Origin of the sequence: Pseudomonas sp. JDS08PS003, from assembly GCF_045013505.1 — a bacterium.
GTDB lineage: Bacteria > Pseudomonadota > Gammaproteobacteria > Pseudomonadales > Pseudomonadaceae > Aquipseudomonas > Aquipseudomonas protegens_B.
On record NZ_CP120724.1, the window covers coordinates 6700207 to 6716547 of the forward strand.

Annotated in this window: 13 protein-coding genes; 10 read left to right on the forward strand and 3 right to left on the reverse strand. The window is 63.3% G+C overall.

What is annotated here, in order from left to right:
* Window positions 1-192: 192 nt before the first annotated feature.
* The 9 genes from betI to yccS all read left to right on the forward strand — a co-directional run bounded on the left by betI (window position 193) and on the right by yccS (window position 13937).
* The gene (gene betI / locus P7C00_RS29965) at window positions 193-786 is read left to right on the forward strand and encodes a transcriptional regulator BetI (protein ID WP_123726597.1); all 594 of its coding nucleotides are present in this window, start codon (window positions 193-195) and stop codon (window positions 784-786) included.
* A gap of 108 nt (window positions 787-894) precedes the next feature.
* Window positions 895-2367 carry a betaine-aldehyde dehydrogenase gene (gene betB, locus P7C00_RS29970; protein WP_404937830.1) on the forward strand — a complete coding sequence of 491 codons (1473 nt, stop codon included), beginning with the start codon at window positions 895-897 and terminating at the stop codon, window positions 2365-2367.
* A 136-nt stretch (window positions 2368-2503) separates the two neighbouring features.
* A complete protein-coding gene (gene betA / locus P7C00_RS29975) occupies window positions 2504-4207 on the forward strand; it encodes a choline dehydrogenase (protein ID WP_346633186.1) in 1704 nt (567 codons plus the stop codon).
* Window positions 4208-4422: 215 nt separating this feature from the next.
* On the forward strand, window positions 4423-5865 hold the full coding sequence (locus P7C00_RS29980; RefSeq protein WP_404937831.1) for a TldD/PmbA family protein: 1443 nt from the start codon (window positions 4423-4425) through the stop codon (window positions 5863-5865).
* A complete protein-coding gene (locus P7C00_RS29985) occupies window positions 5865-7202 on the forward strand; it encodes a TldD/PmbA family protein (protein ID WP_404937832.1) in 1338 nt (445 codons plus the stop codon). The genes P7C00_RS29980 and P7C00_RS29985 overlap by 1 nt, the downstream gene beginning before the upstream one ends.
* Before the next feature lie 118 nt (window positions 7203-7320).
* Window positions 7321-8751 carry a multidrug transporter subunit MdtD gene (gene mdtD, locus P7C00_RS29990; RefSeq protein ID WP_404937833.1) on the forward strand — a complete coding sequence of 477 codons (1431 nt, stop codon included), beginning with the start codon at window positions 7321-7323 and terminating at the stop codon, window positions 8749-8751.
* A 233-nt stretch (window positions 8752-8984) separates the two neighbouring features.
* Entirely contained in the window at window positions 8985-10322 is a 1338-nt protein-coding gene (dbpA, locus tag P7C00_RS29995) for an ATP-dependent RNA helicase DbpA (protein ID WP_346633430.1), read from the forward strand.
* A gap of 91 nt (window positions 10323-10413) precedes the next feature.
* Window positions 10414-11592, forward strand: a complete 1179-nt coding sequence (locus P7C00_RS30000; protein WP_346633190.1) for an NAD(P)/FAD-dependent oxidoreductase — start codon at window positions 10414-10416, stop codon at window positions 11590-11592.
* A 152-nt stretch (window positions 11593-11744) separates the two neighbouring features.
* Entirely contained in the window at window positions 11745-13937 is a 2193-nt protein-coding gene (yccS, locus tag P7C00_RS30005; RefSeq protein ID WP_346633191.1) for a YccS family putative transporter, read from the forward strand.
* 96 nt (window positions 13938-14033) lie between these two features.
* Here the strand turns inward: yccS and P7C00_RS30010 are convergent, their stop codons facing one another.
* Window positions 14034-14771, reverse strand: coding sequence for a transporter substrate-binding domain-containing protein (locus P7C00_RS30010; protein ID WP_346633192.1), 738 nt, complete (start codon window positions 14769-14771; stop codon window positions 14034-14036).
* Between the two features lie 277 nt (window positions 14772-15048).
* Between P7C00_RS30010 and P7C00_RS30015 the strand changes: the two genes are divergently transcribed.
* Complete coding sequence (locus P7C00_RS30015; RefSeq protein ID WP_102862028.1) at window positions 15049-15501, forward strand: GNAT family N-acetyltransferase; 453 nt, start codon at window positions 15049-15051, stop codon at window positions 15499-15501.
* Window positions 15502-15504: 3 nt separating this feature from the next.
* Here the strand turns inward: P7C00_RS30015 and P7C00_RS30020 are convergent, their stop codons facing one another.
* Together P7C00_RS30020 and P7C00_RS30025 are read right to left on the reverse strand one after the other, a co-directional pair.
* The gene (locus tag P7C00_RS30020; protein WP_102862029.1) at window positions 15505-15801 is read right to left on the reverse strand and encodes a helix-turn-helix domain-containing protein; all 297 of its coding nucleotides are present in this window, start codon (window positions 15799-15801) and stop codon (window positions 15505-15507) included.
* Between the two features lie 23 nt (window positions 15802-15824).
* Complete coding sequence (locus P7C00_RS30025) at window positions 15825-16337, reverse strand: M48 family metallopeptidase (protein ID WP_346633193.1); 513 nt, start codon at window positions 16335-16337, stop codon at window positions 15825-15827.
* Between the last annotated feature and the right edge of the window lie 4 nt (window positions 16338-16341).

Below are 16341 nucleotides of genomic sequence, written 5' to 3' on the forward strand. Positions count from 1 at the left end.
CCGCATGTAAGTTTCGGGCATTTTCGGAGGTCGTTTTTCCGCCATCTGCGAGTAGGAGAAACTCCTCAGGCAGCGACGATTTGTCGCAGATCTTATTCTTTGTTGATTGAACGTTCAATCAAAACAAAATAGACTGGCCCACAAGTCGACCGGCGTAATACGCCTGTCGACAGGCCTAAGGAGAGGTATCAGATGCCCAAGGTCGGTATGCAACCCATACGCCGCCAGCAATTGATCGAAGCCACGCTACAGGCGGTCGATCAGGTCGGAATGGGGGACGCCAGCATTGCGCTGATCGCCCGTTTGGCCGGTGTTTCAAACGGCATCATCAGTCACTACTTTCGGGACAAGAACGGCCTGATCGCAGCGACGATGGGTTACATCATGAGCATGCTCAACGAAGGCGTCAGAGCACGCCGCCAGGCCCTGACGGACGACAGCCCGCGCGCTCACCTGAAAGTGATCATCGAGGGCAACTTCGATGCCAGCCAGGTGAACGGCCCGGCAATGAAAACCTGGTTGGCCTTCTGGGCTTCCAGCATGCACCAGCCCGATTTGCACAGGTTGCAGCGGATCAACGACCACCGCTTGTATTCCAACCTGTGTTGCCAGTTCCGCCGTGCCCTGCCGCTCTACCATGCGCGCAAGGCAGCACGCGGCCTGGCGGCTTTGATCGACGGTTTGTGGCTGCGTGGTGCCTTGTCGGGTGATGAATTCGACACCGACCAGGCGATACGGATCGCTTACGAATACATGGATCTACAACTGGCTAAGCAGGAGCGCTAGAGCACAAAAGAGACGCTCGGCCCCTGACCCGCCACTGATCAACGTGCCCTGAACTTCAGGACACGCCCGGTGGTCAAGCCCACTACTTAATGCACTTGCGAGGACACTATGGCCCGTTTCGAACTGCAAAAACTCTACATCGACGGCGGCTACACCGATGCCGGCAGCGATGCCACTTTCGATGCCATCAACCCGGCCAACGGTGAAGTTCTCGCACAAGTGCAACGTGCGACCAAGGAAGACGTGGAACGCGCCGTGGTCAGCGCCGAAAAAGGCCAGAAGATCTGGGCCGCCATGACCGCCATGGAGCGTTCGCGCATCCTGCGTCGCGCTGTGGAAATCCTCCGCGAGCGCAATGACGAACTGGCCGCTCTGGAAACCATGGACACCGGCAAGGCGTTCTCCGAAACCAAGTATGTCGACATCGTCACCGGCGCCGACGTGCTGGAATACTACGCTGGCCTGGTACCGGCCATCGAAGGTGAGCAGATTCCGCTGCGCACCACTTCCTTCGTCTACACCCGTCGCGAGCCCCTGGGCGTGGTCGCCGGCATCGGCGCCTGGAACTACCCGATCCAGATCGCCCTGTGGAAATCCGCTCCAGCCCTGGCAGCCGGTAACGCGATGATCTTCAAGCCGAGCGAAGTCACCTCGCTGACCACCCTGAAACTGGCCGAGATCTACACCGAAGCCGGCCTGCCGGACGGCGTGTTCAACGTCCTGACCGGCAGCGGCCGTGAAGTCGGCACCTGGCTGACCGAGCACCCGCGCATCGAGAAAGTCTCCTTCACCGGCGGCACCGACACCGGCAAGAAGGTCATGGCCAGCGCTTCCAGCTCTTCGCTCAAAGACGTGACCATGGAACTGGGTGGCAAGTCGCCGCTGATCATCTTCGACGACGCCGACCTGGATCGCGCCGCCGACACCGCGATGATGGCCAACTTCTACAGCTCCGGTCAGGTCTGCACCAACGGTACTCGCGTGTTCGTACCGAGCCACCTGAAAGCCGCTTTCGAAGCCAAGATCGCCGAGCGTGTTGCGCGCATTCGCATCGGCAACCCGGAAGACGAAAACACCAACTTCGGTCCGCTGGTGAGCTTCCCGCACATGGAAAGCGTGCTGGGCTACATCGCCAAGGGCAAAGCAGAAGGTGCCCGCGTACTGTGCGGCGGTGAGCGCCTGACCGACGGCGAATTCGCCAAGGGTGCTTTCGTTGCCCCGACCGTGTTCACCGACTGCACCGACGACATGACCATCGTCCGTGAAGAAATCTTCGGCCCAGTGATGGCGATCCTGACTTACGAGACCGAAGAAGAAGTGATCCGCCGCGCCAACGACACCGACTTCGGTCTGGCTGCCGGCCTGGTCACCAAGGATCTGAACCGCGCTCACCGCGTGATTCACCAGCTCGAAGCCGGTATCTGCTGGATCAACGCCTGGGGCGAATCCGACGCCAAGATGCCGGTTGGCGGCTACAAGCAATCGGGTGTTGGCCGTGAGAACGGCATCAGCTCGCTGAACAACTTCACTCGCATCAAATCGGTACAGGTCGAGCTGGGCGACTACGCCTCGGTGTTCTAAGCAGCAGCCAGCTACAAGCGGCAAGCCAAGGCAACAGCCTGGCTTGCCGCCTGCTCCTCATTCAATGCCAAGCCCGCTTCGCTGCCTTCTCTTGCAGCTTGAAGCTTGAGGCTTGCAGCTCTCCACGGAGGCTCCAATGGCCCAAGAATTCGATTACATCATCATCGGTGCCGGCTCAGCCGGTAACACCCTGGCGACCCGTCTGACTGAAGACGAAGGCGTCACCGTCCTGCTGCTGGAAGCCGGCGGCCCGGACTATCGTTTCGACTTCCGTACCCAGATGCCGGCGGCACTGGCCTTTCCACTGCAAGGCCGTCGCTACAACTGGGCCTACGAGACCGATCCAGAGCCACACATGAACGGTCGTCGCATGGAGTGCGGTCGCGGCAAGGGCCTGGGCGGCTCGTCGCTGATCAACGGCATGTGCTACATCCGCGGCAACGCCATGGACTACGACGGCTGGGCCAAGCTGCCAGGCCTGGAAGACTGGACCTACCTGGACTGCCTGCCGTATTTCCGCAAGGCGGAGACCCGTGACATCGGCCCCAACGACTACCACGGCGGCGAAGGCCCGGTCAGCGTGACCACGCCCAAAGCCGGCAACAACCCGCTGTTCCACGCCATGGTCGAAGCCGGCGTGCAAGCCGGTTACCCGCGTACCGAAGACTTGAACGGCTACCAGCAGGAAGGCTTCGGTCCGATGGACCGTACCGTCACCCCTAAAGGTCGTCGCGCCAGCACCGCGCGCGGTTATCTGGACACCGCTAAAAAGCGCTCGACCCTGACCATCGTCACTCACGCCCTGACCGACAAGATCCTGTTTGACGGCAAGCGCGCCATCGGCGTGAGTTACCTGCAAGGCAGCACCGAAGAGCGCGTGGAAGCCCGCGCCCGCAAGGAAGTGATCGTCAGCTCCGGCGCCATCGCCTCGCCGCAACTGCTGCAACGCTCCGGCGTCGGCCCCCGCGCCCTCCTGGAAAGCCTGGACATCCCGGTGGTCCACGACCTGCCGGGCGTGGGTGAAAACCTGCAGGACCACCTGGAGCTGTACCTGCAGTACGCCTGTACCCAGCCCGTGTCCCTGTACCCATCGCTGCTGTGGTGGAACCAGCCGGCCATCGGTGCCGAGTGGCTGTTCAACGGCACCGGCATCGGCGCCAGCAACCAGTTCGAAGCCGGCGGTTTCATCCGTACGCGTGAAGAGTTCGAATGGCCGAACATCCAGTACCACTTCCTGCCGGTAGCGATTAACTACAACGGCAGCAACGGTGTGAAAGAGCATGGCTTCCAGGCTCATATGGGCTCCATGCGCTCGCCGAGCCGTGGTCGCGTGCAGCTCAAGTCCAAGGACCCACGCCAGCACCCGAGTATCCTCTTCAACTACATGGCCACCGATCAGGACTGGCAGGAATTTCGCGACGGCATCCGCCTGACCCGTGAAATCATGCAACAGCCGGCCCTGGACCCCTTCCGCGGTCGCGAAATCAGCCCGGGCATCGAGGTGCAGACCGACGAGCAACTGGACAAGTTTGTCCGCGAGCACGCCGAGACCGCCTTCCACCCATCCTGCTCGTGCAAGATGGGCACCGACGACATGGCAGTAGTGGATGGCCAGGGTCGCGTGCACGGCATGCAAGGCCTGCGCGTGGTGGATGCCTCGATCATGCCGATCATCACCACCGGCAACCTCAACGCGCCGACCATCATGATGGCCGAGAAAATCGCCGACAAGATCCGTGGCCGTCAGCCGCTGCCTCGCAGCAAGGCCGACTACTACGTCGCGGGCGACGCCCCGGTGCGTGGCAAGCCAATGCGCGATATCACTCCAACCGCGCAGTAAGCAGCACGGGCGCCGACCGCAACGGTCGGTGCCCTTTCTCTGTTCCCCGTATCCCCCAGAACTCCATCCTTGATCGCAGCCTTCGGCAGCGGCTACAGTTCTGCAACTTGCACATCCCCTTTCGTCCCCGAGCCCATCAGCACCTATAACCTGTAGGAGCCAGCTTGCTGGCGAAACGCGCCGGCCCGCTATCGCGCCTCACAAGGAGGTCCTCCATGTTCGACTTTCACCCCCAGCTCAAGCAGCGCTTTGCTGCCTTGCGCACGGGCGCCGAATTCTTTTCCCTGCGCTACGTGCGCGAGTCGGACCAGTACCTGTCAGTGCGCAAGAACATTGCCGAACCACCGAGCCTGGGCCGTGACGAAGGGGCGATGCTGACCGTACGGGTGCGCGGTGTGGAAGCCTACGCCGCCACCAACGACCTCTCGCAAGGCGGCCTGCAAGCCGCCCTCGACCGTGCCGAACAACAGGCTCGGGTGATTGCCGCCCACGCCCTGCTGGACCTGCGCGAGCAACCGGTATCCAGCCACCGTGCGGACTACCTTTCGCCCAACCTGGACCAGCCCTTCCCGTCCCTCAGCGACTGCTACCAACTGCTGGGCGATGAATCGGCTTCGGTGCCCAAGGACGAGCGCCTGGTGAACTGGCAAGTGGGCATCGGCGTGACCCAGGTCGAGCAGATCTACCTCAACAGTGCCGGCGCCGAGCTGCGCCAGGCTCAGCGTTTCGTCTACCCGGGCCTGGATGTCACCGCCTACGACGGTAGCGACAGTCAGACCCGCAGCCTGGGCCGGGAGAATTTCGGCCAGCAGGGCGCTGGCGATGTGATCAGCCGCTGCGGCCTGCTGGGAGCGGCGCCACGGGTGGCCGACCAGGCGTTGCAACTGCTGCTGGCGCCGAACACCCCGCAGGGCCAGCGGGACCTGCTGCTGATGCCGGACCAAATGATGCTGCAGATCCACGAGTCGATCGGCCATCCCCTGGAGCTGGACCGCATCCTCGGCGACGAGCGCAACTACGCCGGCACCAGCTTCGTCAAACAGGAAGACTTCGGCCGCCTGCAATACGGCTCGTCCCTGCTCAACGTGACCTTCGACCCGGAGATTCCCGAGGAGCTGGCCAGCTACGGACATGACGACGATGGCAGCGCCGCCAGCAAGCAGTTCCTGATCCGCGAGGGACTGCTGGTGCGCCCCCTGGGCAGCGCCCTGTCGCAGTACCGCAGCGGCCTCGACGGCGTTGCCAACAGCCGCGCCAGCAGCTGGAACCGCGCGCCCATCGACCGCATGGCCAACCTCAACGTCGAGCCCGGCGACCAGCCACTGGAACGCCTGATCGGCCAGATCGAACACGGCATCCTGATGTCCACCAACCGCTCATGGTCCATCGACGACGCCCGCAACAAGTTCCAGTTCGGCTGCGAATGGGGCCAGCTGATCGAAAACGGCGAGCTCAAGGGCGTGGTCAAGAACCCCAACTACCGGGGTATTTCCGCACAGTTCTGGCGCAACCTCAGCGCCGTCGGCGACCGCAGCACCTTCCAGGTCCTGGGCACGCCCAACTGCGGCAAGGGCGAGCCCAACCAGGTGATCCGCGTCGGCCACGCTTCGCCGGCCTGCGTGTTCAGCAAGATTGACGTATTTGGAGGAGATGCCTGATGACCAGGACGATGAATCAGGCCGAGCAGTTCAAGGCATGGGTGCAGTGGCTGCAGGACGCGATCAGGGAATCGGAACAGTTCACCCTGAGCTACGCTGCGGAGTCTTCGGAGTTCATCCGCTTCAACCACGCCAAAGTGCGTCAGGCCGGGCAGGTGCAGCAGGCCAGCCTGCATTTCAAGCTGATCGACGACGGACGCCACGCCGACTTGAGCATCACCTTGAGCAACGACCCCGAGGTCGACCGTCAGCGCCTGGTCGAAGCCCTGCAACAGCTGCGGGAAACCCTGCCGCTGCTGCCGGCGGACCCGTACCTGATGCTCAATCATGCCCAATGGCAATCCCATCACGTGCAGGACCATCCGCTGCCCAGCAGCGAGCAGGTGGTGGCACAAATCGGCCGCGCCGGGGCCGGCCTGGATCTGGTGGGCATCTATGCCGCCGGCCCCATCAGCCGAGGTTTTGCCAGCTCCGGCGGAGCGTTCGGCTGGCATCAGGCCAACAGCTTCAACTTCGACTTCAGCCTGTTCCACGAAAACGGCGAAGCGGTGAAGGCCAGCTACGCGGGACACGCCTGGGACGACGAAGCCTTCGCCCAGCGCTTCGACCAGGCCCGCCAGCAACTGGAGTTCCTTGGTCGACCGCTGCGCACCCTGGCGCCGGGGCAGTACCGCGCCTACCTGGCGCCGGCGGCCCTGGAGGAGATCATGGGCATGCTGGCCTGGGGCGGGTTCTCGGCCCAGTCCATTGCCAGCAAACACAGCCCTCTGCAGAAACTCTACGCGGGCGATGCCACCCTGAGTCCCCTGGTGTCCCTGGACGAACAGGTCAGCGGCTCCCTGAGCCCGGCGTTTTCCGATGAGGGCTACCCGCGCAGCGACCTGTCGCTGATTGCCGCGGGCAGTGCCAATGCCCAGTTGATCAACTCCCGCAGCGCCGCCGAGTACGACCTGAGCAGTAATGGCGCCGGCAGCGGCGAATACCCCAGCGCACTGAACATGGCGGCGGGCCAGCTATCCCAGCAGGAAATCCTCAAGCAACTGGGCACCGGCCTGTACATCAGCAACCTGTGGTACCTGAACTACTCGGACCTGCCGGCGGCGCGCCTGACCGGCATGACCCGCTTCGCCACCTTCTGGGTGGAGAACGGCGAGATCCAGGCCCCGGTGAGCACCATGCGTTTCGACGACAGCGTCTACAGCCTGCTGGGTTCGCAATTGGAGGCCCTGACCGAGCAACGGGAACTGCTGCTTTCGGCCAGCACCTATGGCCAGCGCCAGACCGCCTCGATGCATTTGCCAGGAGCACTGGTCAGCCGCCTGACCCTGACCCTATAGGAACTGCCCGCAAAGCTGTAGGAGCTGACTTGCCAGCGAACGACGCGACGCCCTGGCCCGAATGCAGCGCGCCCTTCGCCGGCAAGCCGGCTCCTACCTGAACTCACATCGAGGTCCCATGCCCGAACGCCCGCCTCTCGACGCTACCACCGCCCGCTGGGTGCCCTGGGTAGTGGCCATCGCCTTCTTCATGCAATCCCTGGACGGCACCATCCTCAACACGGCGCTGCCGGCCATGGCCCAGGACCTGGCGGAAGACCCGCTGCGCATGCAGGGGGTGATCATCGCCTACATGCTCACCGTGGCCCTGCTGATCCCGGCGTCTGGCTGGATCGCCGACCGCTTTGGCACCAAGAAGATTTTCTTCGGCGCCATCTTGCTGTTCAGCATCGGCTCCCTGCTGTGCGCGATGTCCAACACCCTGTCCCAACTGATCGGCGCCCGAGTGATCCAGGGCCTGGGGGGTGCGCTGATGCTGCCGGTGGGGCGGCTGGTGGTGTTGCGGGCGTACCCGCGCTCCGAGCTGGTGCGCATCATGGGTTTCATCACCATTCCCGGGCTGCTGGGCCCGCTGATCGGCCCGACCATGGGCGGCTGGATGGTGCAGTACCTGACCTGGCACTGGATCTTCCTGATCAACCTGCCAGTGGGTGCGGTGGGTTGCTACGCGGTGTGGCGTTTCATTCCCGATCTGCGGGGCAGCGAGCGCACCCGTTTCGATGGCCTGGGCTTTGTGCTGTTCGGCGCGGCGATGGTGCTGATCACCATCGCCATGGAAGGCCTGGGTGAACTGCACCTGCCGCACCTGCGGGTGATGTTGCTGCTGTTTGGCGGCCTGGCCTGCCTGGCGGCCTACTGGCTGCGAGCCGGGCATATCGACAACCCGCTGTTCGCCCCTTCGCTGTTTAAAGTGCGGACCTTTGCCGTGGGCATCCTCGGCAACCTGTTCGCCCGCCTGGGCAGCGGTGCCCTGCCCTTTCTGGTGCCCCTGCTGTTGCAAGTGGCCCTGGGTTATTCCCCCTCCCAGGCCGGGATGAGCATGCTGCCCCTGGCGGCCGCGGCGATGCTGGCCAAGTCCATTGCCCGGCCATTGATCGAGCGCCTGGGCTACCGCATCGTGCTCACCGGCAACACCCTGGCCCTGGGGCTGATGCTGGCCAGCATGGGGCTGGTCAGCGAGCACACGCCTTATCCGCTGCTGCTGGGCATGCTGGCGGTGCTGGGGGCGATCAACTCATTGCAGTTCACCGCGATGAACACCGTGACCCTGATCGACCTCGACGATGCCGCGGCCAGCAGCGGCAACAGCCTGCTGTCGGTGGTGGCGCAACTGTCCCTGAGCCTGGGAGTGGCGTGTGCCGGGGCACTGCTGGGCGGTTTTACTGCTGAAGTGGGCAATGACGGAGTCGACACCGTACTCGGCGCCTTCCAGCTGACCTTCCTCACGGTAGGAATCATGGCGATGCTGGCGGCGGCGATCTTCCTCCAGCTGTCGCCCACCGATGGCCGCCGAGCGCGCAAGGTCCAGGAGCAGCACATCGAACACTGAACCCACACACCTCTCCCCGTAGGAGCCGGCTTGCCGGCGAAGAGGCCCTTGAGCCTTGCGTCCGCCTTCGCTGGTAAGCCAGCTCCTACCCAGAACCGCCCCTGCGCGGTTGCTCGTCCAGAATTTGCAGGTTGTGGGAGCGAGACTGATACACTGCGCGACATTTTGTTTTGCAGGCCAGTCCCGTGACCACCATCGCCACCGCTTTTAATACTTTGCCCCTGTCCGCCGCCATGCTGGCTAACCTCGACTCCCTCGGTTATGCCCAGATGACGCCGATCCAGGCGCAGAGCTTGCCGGTGATCCTCAAGGGCATGGACCTGATTGCCCAGGCCAAGACCGGCAGCGGCAAGACCGCCGCCTTCGGCATCGGCCTGCTGAACCCGATCAACCCGCGCTACTTCGGCTGCCAGGCCCTGGTGATCTGTCCGACTCGCGAGCTGGCCGATCAGGTGGCCAAGGAAATCCGGCGCCTGGCCCGGGCCGAAGACAACATCAAGGTCCTGACCCTGTGCGGCGGCGTGTCCTTCGGCCCGCAGATCGCTTCCCTGGAACACGGCGCGCACATCATCGTCGGCACCCCGGGGCGTATCCAGCAACACCTGCGCAAGGGTTCGCTGGTGCTTGATGGCCTGAACACGCTGATCCTCGACGAAGCCGACCGCATGCTCGACATGGGTTTCTACGACGCTATCGAAGACATCATCGAGAAGACCCCGTCGCGCCGGCAGACCCTGCTGTTCTCCGCCACGTACCCGGTGGGCATCAAGCAACTGGCGTCGAAATTCATGCGTGATCCGCAGACGGTGAAAGCCGAAGCGTTCCACGACGACACGCAGATCGAACAGCGTTTCTACGAGATCTCCCCGGAAGAACGCATGAGCGCAGTGACCAAAGTCCTGCACCACTTCCGCCCGGCTTCCTGCGTCGCTTTCTGCTTCACCAAGCAGCAAGTGCAGGAAACCGTCGATCACCTGACCTCCAAAGGCATTTCCGCCGTCGGCCTGCACGGCGATCTGGAACAGCGTGACCGCGATCAGGTGCTGGCGATGTTCGCCAACCGCAGTACTTCGGTACTGGTCGCCACCGACGTGGCCGCCCGTGGCCTGGACATCGATGCGCTGGACATGGTGATCAACGTCGAGCTGGCCCGCGATTCGGAAATCCACATTCACCGCGTTGGCCGTACCGGTCGCGCTGGCGAAAAAGGTATCGCGGTCAGCCTCGTCGCACCGTCCGAAGCCCATCGCGCGCAAGCCATCGAACAGCTGCAGAAAGCCCCGCTGAACTGGGATCAGGTCGACAACCTCAAGTCCCAGGGCGGCGCCCCGCTGCAGCCACCGATGAGCACACTGTGCATCGCTGGCGGGCGCAAGGACAAAGTGCGTCCGGGCGATATTCTCGGTGCACTGACTGGCGACGCCGGCATCCCGGGCGCCCAGGTCGGCAAGATTGCGATCTTCGACTTCCAGTCGTATGTGGCGGTTGAACGCACCGTGGTCATGCAGGCGCTGCAGCGTTTGAACAACGGCAAGATCAAGGGCCGTTCGCTGCGCGTGCGTGTTTTGTAACTGATCTTCCATCCAAAGGAGATCCCCTGTGGGAGCGAGCCGGCTCGCTCCCACAGTTTGTTTTGTCGCGCCCCATCAAGAGGACACCGTTTTGCGTTCTACCGAAGTCGTGATCATTGGCGCTGGCGCCGCAGGCTTGATGTGCGCGCTGACCGCGGCCGGCCGCGGACGCCAGGTGCTGTTGCTGGACCACGCCAACAAGGCCGGCAAGAAGATCCTGATGTCCGGCGGTGGCCGCTGCAATTTCACCAACATGTACACCGAACCGGCCAACTTCCTCTCGCAGAACCCGCACTTCTGCAAGTCGGCCCTGGCTCGCTACACCCAGTGGGATTTCATCGGCCTGGTGGCCAAGCACGGCGTGCCCTACCACGAGAAGAAACTCGGTCAGCTGTTCTGCGATAACAAGTCCAGCGACATCCTCGGCATGCTGCTCGATGAATGCGATCAAGTGGGTGTGGACCTGCGCCTGGACACCTCGATCCAGCAGATCGAGAAGCTGGAGTCGGGCTATCTGCTGCAGACCACCCTGGGCCAGGTGCAGTGCCAGTCCCTGGTGATCGCCACCGGAGGCCTGTCGATCCCGACCCTGGGCGCCACCGGTTTCGGTTATCAGGTGGCCAGGCAGTTCGGCCATGAACTATTGCCGACCCGCGCCGGCCTGGTGCCCTTCACCATCACCGACCAGCTCAAGGAGCTGTGCGGCGAGCTGTCGGGCACTTCGGTGGATTGTCTGGTGAGCTGCAACGACCAGAGTTTCCGCGAGAACATCCTGTTCACTCACCGCGGCCTCAGCGGCCCGGCGATCCTGCAGATATCCTCCTACTGGCAGCCCGGCGACAGCGTCGAGATCAACCTGCTGCCAGACCACGACGCCCTGGGCTGGCTGCAACAACAGCAGGCCGAGCGCCCCAACAGCGAGCTCAAGACACTCCTGGGGGAAATCTTCACCAAGAAGATGGCGGGCCTGCTGGCCGATCACTGGTTCGTCTCCAAACCGATGAAGCAGTACACCCCGGCCGAGCTGGCGGACGTAGCGCAAAAACTCGGCAGCTGGCAGTTGGTACCGGCGGGCACCGAGGGCTACCGCACCGCGGAAGTGACCCTGGGCGGCGTCGACACCCGTGAGGTCTCGTCCAAGACCATGGAGTCCCTGAAAAGCCCGGGGCTGTATTTCATCGGTGAAGTGCTGGACGTCACCGGCCACCTGGGCGGCTTCAATTTCCAGTGGGCCTGGGCCTCGGGCTACGCGGCGGCCCAGTACGTCTGAGCCTGATGCGCACGTAGGAGCGAGGGGCGCGTCCTCGCTTCTCCAGTTTCTGGGTGGGAACAGAATTTGCTATCGGATGTGACGGCGGCATTGCGCCGTCGTCAATACTGGCTCAATTTAGCTGCATCGCCCCGGAAGGCCTGTCCCACTCCATGTCATCGACCTCTTTTCGTCAGTCCCTGCGCCGTCTCTGGGCGCTGGATAAATTCAGCTACAGCGTGCGGGTGTTCATCGCCCTGACCGGCAGCATGGCGCTGTGCTGGTACCAGGATGAAATGGGCCTGCTGATTCCGCTGTTCCTCGGCATCATCGCCAGCGCCCTGGCGGAAACCGACGACAGCTGGCAAGGCCGGCTCAACGCCCTGGCCGTGACCCTGGTGTGCTTCAGCATCGCCGCGCTGTCGGTGGAACTGCTGTTCCCCTATCCCTGGATCTTTGCCATTGCCCTGGCCCTGGCCAGCTTCGGCCTGACCATGCTCGGGGCCTTGGGGGAGCGCTACGGCGCCATCGCCTCGGCGACCCTGATTCTCTCGGTCTACACCATGATCGGCGTCGACCAGCGCGGTGGCGCGGTGCTCGACTTCTGGCACGAGCCGCTGCTGCTGGTAGCCGGCGCGGCCTGGTATGGCCTGCTCTCGGTGCTGTGGCAAGCGCTGTTCTCCAACCAGCCGGTGCAGCAGAGCCTGGCCCGGCTGTTCCGTGAGCTGGGTTTCTACCTCAAGCTCAAGTCATCCCTGTTCGAGCCGATCCGCCAGCTGGATGTGGAAGCCCGGCGCCTGGAGCTGGCCCAGCAAAATGGCAAGGTCGTGGCCGCCCTCAACGCCGCCAAGGAAATCATCCTGCACCGGGTGGGCAATGGCCGGCCGGGGTCGAAAGTCAGCCGCTACCTGAAGCTGTACTTCCTTGCCCAGGACATCCACGAGCGTGCCAGTTCGTCCCACTACCCCTATAACGCCCTGACCGACGCCTTCTTCCACAGCGACGTGCTGTTCCGCTGCCAGCGCCTGTTGCGCCAGCAGGGCAAGGCCTGCCGCGCCCTGGCGGAATCCATCCAGCTGCGCCAGCCGTTCGTCTATGACGCCAGCTTTGCCCAAGCCCTGGGTGACCTGCACGCCTCCCTGGAACACCTGCGCATCCAGAGCAATCCGGCCTGGCGCGGGCTGCTGCGCTCGCTACGCGCCCTGGCGGCCAACCTCGGCACCCTCGACCGACTGCTCAGCGACGCCAGCAACCCCGACGCCCTGGCCGATGCCACCGACAGCAGCCTGCTGGACCGCTCGCCGCGCAACCTCAAGGATGTCTGGACTCGGCTGCGCACCCAGCTGACGCCGACCTCGCTGCTGTTCCGCCATGCACTGCGCCTGCCCCTGGCGCTGAGTATCGGCTACGGCATGGTGCATCTGATCCACCCTTCCCAGGGCTACTGGATCATCCTCACCACGCTGTTCGTCTGCCAGCCCAACTACGGCGCCACCCGGCGCAAGCTGGGGCAGCGGATCATCGGCACCGCCATCGGCCTGACCATCGCCTGGGCGCTGTTCGACCTGTTCCCGAGCCCCTTGGTGCAGTCGCTGTTCGCCATCGCCGCCGGGGTGGTGTTCTTCACCAACCGCACCACCCGCTACACCCTGGCCACGGCCGCCATCACCCTGATGGTGCTGTTCTGCTTCAACCAGGTGGGCGACGGCTACGGGCTGTTCCTGCCGCGGCTGTTCGATACCCTGCTGGGCAGTCTGATCGCCGGGCTGGCGGTGTTCCTGTTCCTGCCGGACTGGCAGGGCCGGCGCCTGAACAAGGTGCTGGCCAATACCCTGACCTGCAACAGCATCTACCTGCGGCAGATCATGCAGCAGTACGCCGCCGGCAAGAGCGACGACCTGGCCTATCGCCTGGCCCGGCGCAACGCCCACAACGCCGATGCGGCGCTGTCCACCACCCTGGCCAACATGCTCATGGAGCCGGGGCACTTCCGTAAGGAGGCAGACGTGGGGTTCCGCTTCCTGGTGCTGTCCCACACCCTGCTCAGCTACCTGTCGGGATTGGGCGCGCACCGGGAAACCCAACTGCCGGGGGAAGTCCGCGAGCACCTGATCAACGGTGCTGGGGTCAGCCTGGCGGCGAGCATCGACGAGATTGCCCAGGGCCTGGCCGACAAGACCCCGATCGCCATCCAGAGCGATGCAGAGGAAGCACTGGCCAATGAACTGGAGCAGATGCCGGATGAAATCGACGAAGGCCAGCGCCTGGTGCAGACCCAGCTGGCGCTGATCTGCCGCCAGCTAGGCCCGTTACGGACCCTGGCGGCACACCTGATCAAAGACACCAGCGACACCGCAGAAGCGTAGGAGCCGGCTTGCCGGCGAAAGAGGCCTGAGGACTTACCCCACATTCAGGGCCGCGTTCGCTGGCAAGCCAGCTCCTGCAAGCCAGCCCCTGTTCGGTTACATACCGTGCTGGCGTAGCAGGCGGTCGTAGCTGCCGTCGGCCTTCATGGCGGCGATTTCCTGGTCGAACCGGGCCACGATCTGCGCGTGCTCGGGGTTCTTCAGGCTGACCAGAATATGCAGGCTGTTCTCGCTCAGAGGCTTGGGCAGGAACTCCACGGCATTGCGCACCCGCGGTGATTCCCGAGCCAGGTAGTAACGCGCCACGTATTCATCTTCCAGGGTCAGCTTGACCCGATCCGCCGCCAGCATGCGCACCGCCATGGCGAAGTTGTGCACCGGCACCTTCTGCAGGTCCGGGTCATTGTCGAATTCAGGGGAGTAGGCGTAGCCACGTACCACCGCCACCGGGTACTCATGCAGTTGCTTGAGGTTGCTGTATTCCAGCGGAGCGTCCTTGCGCTTGATGAAGCGCACCCGGTTGAGCATGTACTCCGAGGAGAACTGCCCCAATTGGGTGCGCTCTTCGTTGTACCAGGCATTGACCAGCACGTCGTAGCGCCCCTCGCCAATACCCAGCAGGGCTCGGGCCCAGGGCACCTGTTCGAACTCGCTGGCATAGCCGGCACGGGACAGGGCAGTGCTGACGATATCGGTGGCCACCCCGCCGTTGACCAGGGTCGCGTCAGTAAAGGGGGGCCAGGCGTCAGCGACCAGTCGCAGCTTCTCTGCAGAAGCGCTCTGGCCCAGCAACAGCAATCCGATCAAAGCCAAAGCTCGATGCAATCGCAGCATGCTAAAAGATCCTTAGCGGGCCTAGGGCCCAGCGCGTTCCAGCCGACACTCGAGGGCCCCTACCGGTATTCGACAGGGCAGCCCAGCTCCTAACATTAGCTCATCAATACCGCTGTACAGGACTTGAAAACAGATTACACAAAGAAGACAAATGCCAGTAACAACAATGGTGGCATTTTGACCTAACTCACAGAAACAGCCTCTTGGTAATGCTCGACAAGACATCCCGCGGCGATGTGCTTAGTATTTCGCGCAGCACTTTCTACAGGATATGAAGATGACCATCGAATGGGTCTGCAAGCATCACACCGATCTGGGCAAGGAACAGTTGTACGCCATCCTGCAACTGCGCACCGAAGTCTTTGTCGTGGAACAGAAATGCCCCTACCAGGAAGTGGACGGCCGCGATCTTGAAGGCGATACCTGCCACTTGATGGCCTGGGACGACGACCGCCTGCTGGCCTATCTGCGCCTGTTGGACCCGATCTCCCAGGGCGGCGACGTAGTGATCGGCCGCGTAGTGATCGCCGAACAGGCCCGTGGCCAGGGCCTGGGCCATGCCCTGATGGAGCAGGCGCTGAAACAGGCACAACGACACTGGCCAGAAACCCCGATCTACCTCTCGGCCCAGGCCCATCTACAGGATTACTACGGACGCTACGGCTTCATCGTCGCGGGCGAGGAGTACCTGGAAGACGGCATTCCCCATATCGGCATGCGCCGGGCCTGAGACTCAGGGATAACCCAGCACCGTCTTGATTTGCCGCAGATTGGGCTCGATCCAGCCCTTGTCGATGGCACCCCAACTATGGATCCGGTAGCGCCCGGCATGATTGCGGGCGCCGTCCTGCTGCTCGAACTCGCAGAGGATATCCAGGTCCGCCAGGGCGGCGATGGTGTCCTGGGCCGTGCGTCGAGGCATGCCCGTGACTTCGGTCAGCGCCGGCACACTGCTGGCCAGGCCGCTGTCGATCAGATACGCCACATACAGGCGGCGGTAGAAACTGCTCTTGGTCTTGCTTACATCCATCGCCTACTCCCTTTCACTAAGCACTAATCCGCCGCTCCCGCCTTGGCATGCAGGTCGCGCCAGGTCAGGTAGACCCGCAGGTCGAACTCCAGCTGGTGATAGCCCGGCAGCATATGCTCGCAGAGCTTGTAGAACGCCTTGTTGTGGTCCGACTCCTTGAAGTGCGCCAGCTCGTGCACCACGATCATCCGCAGGAACTCCGGCGCCGCCTCCTTGAACAGGGAGGCGATGCGGATCTCCTTCTTGGCCTTGAGCTTGCCGCCCTGCACCCGTGACACCGTGGTGTGCAGGCCCAGGGCGCGGTGGGTCAGGTCCAGGCGGTTATCGAACAGCACCTTGTCGATGGCCGGGGCGTTGCGCAGGTACTCCTGCTTCAGCTCCAGAGCGTAGCTGTACAACGCCTTGTCGCTCTGCACCGCGTGCTTGTTCGGATAACGCCGACTCAGGTAGTCCCCCAGGCGATCTTCGTCGATCAGCTGGCGCACCTGCTGTTGCAGGGCGACGGGGTAGGCCTGGAGGTATTTGAGTGCAGTCATGAAG

What these genes read in the sequence shown, in the direction of transcription:
- P7C00_RS30010 (WP_346633192.1), bottom strand. Translation starts at nt 14,771, where the DNA reads ATGCTGCGATTGCATCGAGCTTTGGCTTTGATCGGATTGCTGTTGCTG.
- mdtD (WP_404937833.1), top strand. Translation starts at nt 7,321, where the DNA reads ATGCCCGAACGCCCGCCTCTCGACGCTACCACCGCCCGCTGGGTGCCC.
- P7C00_RS29980 (WP_404937831.1), top strand. Translation starts at nt 4,423, where the DNA reads ATGTTCGACTTTCACCCCCAGCTCAAGCAGCGCTTTGCTGCCTTGCGC.
- dbpA (WP_346633430.1), top strand. Translation starts at nt 8,985, where the DNA reads ATGCTGGCTAACCTCGACTCCCTCGGTTATGCCCAGATGACGCCGATC.
- betA (WP_346633186.1), top strand. Translation starts at nt 2,504, where the DNA reads ATGGCCCAAGAATTCGATTACATCATCATCGGTGCCGGCTCAGCCGGT.
- betB (WP_404937830.1), top strand. Translation starts at nt 895, where the DNA reads ATGGCCCGTTTCGAACTGCAAAAACTCTACATCGACGGCGGCTACACC.
- P7C00_RS30025 (WP_346633193.1), bottom strand. Translation starts at nt 16,337, where the DNA reads ATGACTGCACTCAAATACCTCCAGGCCTACCCCGTCGCCCTGCAACAG.
- yccS (WP_346633191.1), top strand. Translation starts at nt 11,745, where the DNA reads ATGTCATCGACCTCTTTTCGTCAGTCCCTGCGCCGTCTCTGGGCGCTG.
- P7C00_RS29985 (WP_404937832.1), top strand. Translation starts at nt 5,865, where the DNA reads ATGACCAGGACGATGAATCAGGCCGAGCAGTTCAAGGCATGGGTGCAG.
- P7C00_RS30015 (WP_102862028.1), top strand. Translation starts at nt 15,049, where the DNA reads ATGACCATCGAATGGGTCTGCAAGCATCACACCGATCTGGGCAAGGAA.
- P7C00_RS30020 (WP_102862029.1), bottom strand. Translation starts at nt 15,801, where the DNA reads ATGGATGTAAGCAAGACCAAGAGCAGTTTCTACCGCCGCCTGTATGTG.
- betI (WP_123726597.1), top strand. Translation starts at nt 193, where the DNA reads ATGCCCAAGGTCGGTATGCAACCCATACGCCGCCAGCAATTGATCGAA.